The organism is Mycobacterium colombiense, from assembly GCF_003284975.1.
GTDB classification, from domain to species: domain Bacteria; phylum Actinomycetota; class Actinomycetes; order Mycobacteriales; family Mycobacteriaceae; genus Mycobacterium; species Mycobacterium europaeum_A.
Window position 1 is genome coordinate 1 of sequence record NZ_QMEU01000154.1, and the last position, 7,854, is coordinate 7,854.

General features: G+C 70.4%; 8 protein-coding genes and 1 pseudogene. 4 read left to right on the forward strand and 5 right to left on the reverse strand.

The annotated features are described in order from the left end of the window. From DQP58_RS25000 to DQP58_RS25010, 3 genes are all read right to left on the reverse strand, one after another. A partial coding sequence (locus tag DQP58_RS25000) for a cysteine desulfurase family protein (RefSeq protein WP_114149370.1) occupies positions 1-592 on the reverse strand: 592 nt, incomplete at its 3' end. A gap of 33 nt (positions 593-625) precedes the next feature. Further along, positions 626-1,471, reverse strand: a complete 846-nt coding sequence (locus DQP58_RS25005; protein WP_112710783.1) for a lysophospholipid acyltransferase family protein — start codon at positions 1,469-1,471, stop codon at positions 626-628. Continuing rightward, positions 1,468-2,307 carry a GNAT family N-acetyltransferase gene (locus DQP58_RS25010; protein WP_112710784.1) on the reverse strand — a complete coding sequence of 280 codons (840 nt, stop codon included), beginning with the start codon at positions 2,305-2,307 and terminating at the stop codon, positions 1,468-1,470. Before DQP58_RS25010 ends, DQP58_RS25005 begins: the two co-directional genes overlap by 4 nt. 173 nt (positions 2,308-2,480) lie before the next feature. Between DQP58_RS25010 and DQP58_RS25015 the strand changes: the two genes are divergently transcribed. Both DQP58_RS25015 and DQP58_RS25020 read left to right on the forward strand, forming a co-directional pair. Continuing rightward, positions 2,481-3,962, forward strand: coding sequence for a cryptochrome/photolyase family protein (locus tag DQP58_RS25015; protein ID WP_112710785.1), 1,482 nt, complete (start codon positions 2,481-2,483; stop codon positions 3,960-3,962). Next, positions 3,959-4,339, forward strand: a complete 381-nt coding sequence (locus tag DQP58_RS25020) for an SRPBCC family protein (protein WP_112710786.1) — start codon at positions 3,959-3,961, stop codon at positions 4,337-4,339. The genes DQP58_RS25015 and DQP58_RS25020 overlap by 4 nt, the downstream gene beginning before the upstream one ends. A 144-nt stretch (positions 4,340-4,483) precedes the next feature. On the opposite strand, the gene DQP58_RS25025 is transcribed toward DQP58_RS25020, so the two are convergent. Next, positions 4,484-5,440 carry an electron transfer flavoprotein subunit alpha/FixB family protein gene (locus tag DQP58_RS25025; RefSeq protein WP_112710787.1) on the reverse strand — a complete coding sequence of 319 codons (957 nt, stop codon included), beginning with the start codon at positions 5,438-5,440 and terminating at the stop codon, positions 4,484-4,486. Positions 5,441-5,480: 40 nt separating this feature from the next. Continuing rightward, complete coding sequence (locus tag DQP58_RS25030) at positions 5,481-6,272, reverse strand: electron transfer flavoprotein subunit beta/FixA family protein (RefSeq protein WP_112710788.1); 792 nt, start codon at positions 6,270-6,272, stop codon at positions 5,481-5,483. 284 nt (positions 6,273-6,556) lie between these two features. Here DQP58_RS25030 and DQP58_RS25035 point away from each other — a divergent pair, with 284 nt between their 5' ends. Further along, complete coding sequence (locus tag DQP58_RS25035) at positions 6,557-7,390, forward strand: class I SAM-dependent methyltransferase (protein ID WP_112710789.1); 834 nt, start codon at positions 6,557-6,559, stop codon at positions 7,388-7,390. After that, positions 7,387-7,854 (forward strand): annotated as a pseudogene (locus DQP58_RS25040) (1,4-alpha-glucan branching protein); the annotation flags it as partial. The gene DQP58_RS25035 and the pseudogene DQP58_RS25040, both read left to right, overlap by 4 nt.

Genomic DNA, 7,854 nt, shown 5'->3' on the forward strand with positions numbered 1-7,854 from the left:
CCGACAGCCCGCTGGCGGCGAAGTCGACCGGCACCTGCCCCACCGCCTGGACGGCGTCGCTGTGCATCGGCACGCCGAATTCGGCTGCGACGGCGGCGAGTTCGGCGGCCGGCAGGACGGTGCCGACCTCGTTGTTGGCCCACATCACCGAGACCAGCGCGACGTCGTCGTGGCGCGTAAGCACCTCGCGCAGCGCCGCGGCCGACACCGACCCGTCGGCGGCGGTCGGCAGCCAGGTGACCTCGGCGCCCTCGTGCTCGACGAGCCAATTCACCGAGTCCAGCACGGCGTGGTGTTCCACCTCACTGGTGACGATGCGCCGGTGCCGCGGCTCGGCGTCGCGGCGGGCCCAGTAGATGCCCTTGACCGCCAGGTTGTCGCTCTCGGTGCCGCCGGCGGTGAAGATGACCTCCGAGGGGCGCGCGCCCAGCCGGTCGGCGATCAGCTCGCGGGACTCCTCGACGCGGCGCCGCGCCGCCCGGCCGCTGGTGTGCAGCGAGGACGCATTGCCGACCGTGCCGAGCACAGCCGTCATCGCCTCGACGGCGGCGGGGTGCATCGGGGTGGTGGCGGCGTGATCGAGGTAGACCATGACGCGAACCACGATACCGGCCCGCCCGTTTGCTCAAGCCACCAGCACGTGCCCGTGACCAGCGCGCCGGGGGGTTCCGCCGCCCACCGCGGACTGGCAGCGGTGCGCCAGGGCCCGCCGGTCGGTCCCCGGCAGCTGCAGCGACTCGACGTGCACCCGCGCCAGCGTGCGCGGCACGACCAGCAGCCGCCGAATGGAGCTCAGCAGCGTCTCGTCGCCGACGAAGGCCGGCACCGTCGAGGGGCTGCCGTCGACGTGGTGATAGGTCAGCCGCACGGGCTGCACCGGGCGGGCGGCATCGATCGCGGCCTGGAACATCGCCGGATAGAAGGCGCCGCGGTCCACACCGCACCAGGTGGTGCCCTCCGGGAAGGCCACCACCGTCTGACCGGCGCGCAGCCGGCGGGCGACGGCGTCGACCACACCGGGCAGCCGCCGCAGACTGGACCGCTCGATGGGGATGATCTTCAGGATGCGGGCCACCACCCCGGTCGCGCGGCCGGTGAACATGTCGGCGCGCGCGACGAACGACCCGGGCAGCACCGAGCCGATGGCGAAGACGTCGAGCCACGACATGTGCGGGCTCACCACCAGCACCCCGCGCAGGTTGCGAATCGGGTTGCCCGTCACGGTGATTCGCACCCCCAGGCAGCGCAGCACCGCGCGGCAATAGACGCGCTGCGCGCGGGTGCGGCCCGGCAACGGCACCGCCAGCAGCGGCAGCCCCGGTGCGAGCAGCAGCGCCAGCGTGAGGCGAAGGGCGATCCGCAGCGTCACCCGCAGCCGTCGCGGCGTCGCCACGTCGACCGCGCCCACGCAGCCCGCATCGCACGAGGCGCGCGGCAGCCAGGAGTGTCCGGTGCCCGCCGGGGCGTTCATCGGCGATCGCCCGCCATTTCCGATGCCGCCGACACCGACCGGAGGCGCTTGAGATATCGGGTGTCGGCGTGCGCCTTGCCCAGCAGGACGCAGAAGTCGCCGACGCCGAAGTCGGGGTCGTGCGCGGGTTCCCCGCACACCTGGGCGCCCAGCCGCAGGTATCCGCGCATCAGCGCCGGAACCGACGGCCGCGCCGGCGGCGTGATGTCGTCGATCGCCGTCCCGTCGACCACCACCGGCCGGTGCGGATACACCCGGTGTTCCGGCGGTGCCGCGTGCCGGTCGAGGATGAAATCGCGGACGCCGCGCAGCCGGCGGCCCGGCACCGGGCCGTCGTCTTCGTCACCGATGGGCACCGACACGCATCCGGTCACGTGGTCGTAGCCGTAGCGGTCCAGGTAGGCCAGGATGCCCGCCCACATCAACAGCACGACGCCGCCGTTGCGATGCCCGTCGCGCACCACGGCGCGTCCCATCTCCACCAGGGACGGCCGCAGCGGGTCCAGGGCGCGGATGTCGAACTCGGTGGCGGTGTAGAGGCCCCCGGCCGCGATGGCGCCGGCCGGCGCCAGCATGCGGTAGCAGCCGACCATCTCGCCGGTGTCGTCGTCGCGCACCAGCAGGTGGTCACAGAACTCGTCGAACCGGTCGACATCCCGCCCGTCCTGGCCGGCCGCCGGCAGTGCGAAGCCGGGGGTGCTGGTGAACACGTCGTACCGCAGCCGCTGCGCCGCCTCGATCATGGCGGGGTCGGTGGACAGCAACAGGGAGTAGCGCGGTGTGGCCGCCGCGCCGGTGGGCTTTTCGCTGGGTATGAGGACTGAAGCGATGCTCATGAACCCCAACGTGGCGTAGTCGATGAGCTAGTCGGCATCGCCGCTGTGACGTGTCGGTGCACGTGAGATGACGAAATGCCGCGGTTGAGCACCGAGTGTTGCGGGTAGAGCGTGCAAGATGACGATCCACTCGCGGATTCAGGCTCCGTCGTGAACCACACCGCGGCCGCGGTATGAGCCCGGACACGCGCCGTTGGTGCTTCGCCGATCAGCTGGGCCCGCACTTCCTGGACCACCGCGACCAGCCGGTGTTGCTCATCGAGTCCCGCGCGGTGTTCGGGCGCCGCCGCTTTCACCGCCGCAAGGCCCACCTCGTGCTGTCCGCGCTGCGCCACCGCGCGGCCGAACTGGGCGATCAGGCGCAGTTCCTGCGGACCCGCACGTACGGCGAGGCGCTGGAGCGGGTGCGCGAGCCGATCAGCGTGTGCCAACCCACCACCTGGGCCGCGGACGGGTTCGTCCGGTCGCGGCCGGCGATCGAGGTGTTGCCCGCGCGCGGATTCTGCACCGATCGCGCGGATTTCGACGAATGGGCCAAGCGGCAGCGGACGCTGCTGCCGGAGAACTTCTACCGCGACGCCCGGCGCCGGTTCGAGCTGTTGATGGACGGGGACCAACCGGTGGGCGGGCGGTGGAACTTCGACGCCGACAACCGAGAGCCGGCTCCGAAAGGCGCCGAGACGCTAGGTGTGCCCGCGCCGTGGCGACCCGACGAGGACGAGATCGACGAGCAGGTGCGCGCGGACCTGGACCGCTGGGAGCGCGACGGCGACGCCGCCTTCGTCGGTCGCGACGGGCCGCGCGAATTCCCCGTCACCGCAACCGAAGCGCAGACCGCATTAAGAGTGTTTGTGCGGGATCGGTTGCCGCACTTCGGCCCTCACGAGGACGCCATGCTCTCCGGTGACCGTTTCATGGCGCACAGCCTGCTGTCGGCGCCGATGAACCTCGGGCTGCTCGACCCGCTGGACTGCGCGTACGCGGCCGAGGACGCCTACCGCGCGGGCAACGCCCCGCTGGCCAGCGTCGAGGGTTACATCCGCCAACTGATCGGGTGGCGGGACTACATCTGGCACGTCTATTGGTATTTCGGCCCCGGTTACCGGCGCCGCAACGCGCTCGACGCGCGCGCCCCCCTGCCGGACTGGTTCGCCGACCTCGACGCCGACGCCGTCGAGGCCCGCTGCCTGCGCGATGTGCTGGCGCAGGTCCGCGATCACGGCTGGGCGCATCACATCCCGCGACTGATGGTGTTGTCCAATTACGCGCTGCAGCGCGGCTGGAACCCCGCCGCGGTCACCGACTGGTTCCACCGCTGCTTCGTCGATGGCTATGAGTGGGTGATGGTCGCCAACGTCGTGGGCATGTCACAGCACGCCGATGGCGGACTGATGGCGACGAAGCCCTACGCCGCGGGCGGCGCCTACATCAACCGGATGAGCGACTACTGCGGGCACTGCGCCTACCGCCCGACCGAGCGGGTCGGCGAGCGTGCGTGCCCCTTCACCGGCGGCTACTGGGTGTTTCTGCAGCGCAACAAGAACTATCTGGAGGGAAACAGGCGCATGACCCAACCGTTGGCGGGCCTGCGACGGCTCACCGATCTCGATGACGTCGTCAAACAGCAGCGCCGGTTTGGGCAGGCCGCGCCATGATGCTGACCGCGGATCGGCAGATCGCGGCGCCGCCGACCGCTGTGTGGGAGCTGTTGGTCGATCTGGGTGCGTGGCCGAAGTGGGGCCCGACAATTCGGGGGGCGCGGCTGGATCCGCCGCACACCGAGCTGGGCCTTGGCGTGACGGGCGTGGTCCAGACGTCGCTGCTGGTCTCTGTGCCGTTCGAAGTCACCGAGTTCGAGCCGGGGCACTATTGGGCGTGGAAGGTGGCCGGTGTCCCGGCGACCCGGCATCGGGTGGACCCGGTCGGTGACGGCGCGCGGGTGAGCATGTCGGTGCCGTGGTGGGCCGCGCCCTACCTGACGGTGTGCTCGGTGGCCGTGCGGCGCATCGACGCGATGCTGACCGGCGCCTAACGGCGTCGACAGCCGGACCGAGAACTGTTGTGCGGCTTCGGGATCCGCTAGCACGGGCACTAGCGGATTCGGGAAGCGATCAATGGGGTACGAACGCAAAAGCCCCCGGCACCGCGGTGCCGGGGGCTTTTGCCGCCGAGAGACTCAGCCCTTGCGGGTCTTGACCGCCTCGGTGAGTTGCGGAGCCACCTTGAACAGGTCGCCCACCACGCCGTAGTCGGCGATCTCGAAGATGGGCGCCTCTTCGTCCTTATTGACCGCGATGATCGTCTTGGAGGTCTGCATGCCCGCCCGGTGCTGGATGGCACCGGAGATGCCCAGCGCGATGTAGAGCTGCGGCGAGACCGTCTTACCGGTCTGGCCCACCTGGAACTGGCCCGGGTAGTAGCCGGAGTCGACGGCGGCGCGCGAGGCGCCGACGGCCGCACCCAGCGAGTCGGCCAGCTCCTCGACGACGCTGAAGTTCTCCGCGCTGCCGACGCCGCGACCACCGGAGACGACGATGGTGGCCTCGGTCAGTTCCGGACGGTCGCCGGCGACCGCGGGCTCGCGGGCGGTGACCTTGGTGGCGTTCTCGGCTGGGGCCGGCACCTCGACGGTGACCTCTTCGCCGGCGCCGGCCTGCGGTTCGGCGTCGATCGCACCGGCGCGCACGGTGATCACCGGGGTGTCGCCGTTGGCCTGCGCCTCTACGGTGTACGCGCCACCGAAGATGGAGTAGGTCGCCTTATTGCCTTCCTTGACGTCGACCACGTCGACCAGCAGGCCGGAGCCGATGCGAGCCGCGAGCCGGCCGGCGATCTCCTTGCCGTCGGCGTTGGCCGACAGGATCACCGCGGCGGGCGAGTTGGACTCGGCAAGCGAGGCCAGCACGTCGACCACCGGGGTGATCAGGTACTTGTCGACGTCGTCGGACTCGGCGACGTAGATCTTGGCGGCGCCGGCCTCCTTGAGCCCGTCGACCAGAGGCGCGGCCGTGCCGGGCGCGCCGACCACGACGGCGGCCGGCTCGCCCAGCGCGCGGGCGGCGGTGATCAGTTCGGAGGTGACCTTCTTCAGCGCACCTTCTGTGTGCTCGACGAGCACCAGTACTTCAGCCATGGGTTATTTCGCTCTTTCGTGTGTCCGGAGGTGTCTGGTGCTAGATGATCTTCTGGCCGACCAGGTACTTGGCGATGTCGTTGCCGCCTTCGCCCTCGTCGGTAACCTTCTCGCCCGCGGTCTTGGGCGGCTTGGGCGTCGACGACAGCACGGTCGAACCGGCGTTCTCCAGCCCGACCTCGTCGGGCTCGACCCCGATCTCGGCGAGGGTCAGCACCGTGACCTCTTTCTTCTTGGCGGCCATGATGCCCTTGAAGGAGGGGAAGCGCGGCTCGTTGATCTTCTCGGTGACGCTGACCACCGCGGGCAGCGTGGCCTCCAGGGTGAACACGCCTTCGTCGGTCTCCCGCTCGCCGGTGACCTTGTCGCCCTCGATGGAGAGCTTGCGCACGTGGGTGAGCTGCGGCAGGCCCAGGTACTCGGCGATGACGGCCGGCACCGCGCCGCCGGTCCCGTCGGTCGCCTCGTTGCCGGCGATGACCAGCTCGGTGCCCTCGATGGTGCCCAACGCGCGCGCCAGCGCCCATCCAGTCTGGACCACGTCCGAGCCGTGCAGGCCGTCGTCCTTGAGGTGGACGGCCTTGTCGGCGCCCATCGACAGCGCCTTGCGGATGGCCTCGGTGGCGCGCTCGGGACCTGCGGTCAGCACGGTCACCGACCCCTCGCCACCCTCGCGCTCGCGAATCTGCAGCGCCTCTTCGACCGCGCGCTCGTTGATCTCGTCCAGCACCGCGTCGGCGGCCTCACGGTCCAACGTGAAATCGCCGTCGGAGAGCTTGCGCTCCGACCAGGTGTCTGGGACCTGCTTGATCAGGACCACGATGTTCGTCATGAGTGTGGTTCGTCCTCCTCGAAGGGGGCTCGCAGCAATCGACTACGAAACCTCGGTACGCGTTTTCGCAACGCACGGCCGTGTTACTACCCGGTAACTTTGTGCGGTATGCATTCACACCATAGCTGGTCGCTCAGGCCATATTGCCCGCTCCTCCCCCGTCCGCTGCCGCGGGCGGAGTCGTCGCTGGGCGGCACGTTCTCGCAGCCCGTCCGCCGCCTCACGAGCGAGGGCTCACGTCCCCGGTTCGCGAATCCGACACTTCGCGTTAGCCTGCCTATGCAATGAGCGCACCGGTCCCTGACGTCCCGCAGCACCCCCCCGGCGACACCGCGTCGGTGGGTGACGCCGTGATGACGCTGACGGGCGAGCGCACCATCCCCGGTATAGACATCGAGAACTACTGGTTCCGCCGCCACGAGGTCGTCTACCAGCGGCTCGCCGGGCGCTGCGGGGGCGCCGACGTGCTCGAGGCCGGTTGCGGCGAGGGCTACGGCGCCGATCTGATCGCCGGCGTCGCGCGCCGCGTCATCGCCGTCGACTACGACGACGCCGCGGTGGCCCATGTCCGCAGCCGCTACCCCCGGGTGGACGTCCTGCAGGCGAACCTCGCGCAGCTGCCGCTGCCCGACTCGTCGGTGGACATCGTGGTCAACTTCCAGGTGATCGAGCACCTGTGGGACCAAACACAGTTCGTCGTGGAGTGCGCCCGGGTGCTGCGACCGTCGGGGCTGCTGATGATGTCGACCCCCAACCGGATCACCTTCTCCCCCGGCCGTGACACCCCGATCAACCCCTTCCACACCCGGGAACTCAACGCCGCCGAGCTCACCCAGCTGCTGGTCGACGGCGGGTTCCGCGACGTCTCGATCAGCGGCCTGTTCCATGGCCCGCGGCTGCGGGAGATGGACGCCCGGCACGGCGGCTCGATCATCGACGCGCAGATCCAGCGGGCACTGGCCGCTGACCAAGGGGCCCCCTGGCCGCCCGAGCTGGCGGCCGACGTCGCCGCGGTCACCACCGCCGACTTCGACCTGATCGAGGCCGGCGAGGGTGCGCGCACCGGCCACCACATCGACGACAGCCTGGACCTGGTCGCGATCGCGGTAGCGCCGTGAGCACGGCGCAGGACCGGGTGCCCGGCCTCTTCACCCTGGTTTTGCACACCCACCTGCCCTGGCTGGCCCATCACGGCCGCTGGCCCGTCGGCGAGGAATGGCTGTACCAATCCTGGGCGGCGGCCTACTTGCCGCTGATGCGCGTGCTCGACACGTTGGCCGGCGAAGATCGCCGGAGCCTGATCACCCTCGGCGTCACTCCGGTGGTCAACGCGCAGCTCGACGACCCGTACTGCCTCGACGGCATGCACCACTGGCTGGCCAACTGGCGGCTGCGCGCCTTAGAAGCGACCTCAGTGGCCACCAGCGTGCGTAGCGCCCCCCGCTCGAAGTCGGCCGGCTACCCGTCATGCACGCCGGAAGCCTTGCGCGCCCTGGGGATTCGCGAGTCCGCCGAGGCGCAGGGTGCGTTGGACGACTTCGCCACCCGGTGGCGGCACGGCGGCAGCCCGCTGCTGCGCGGC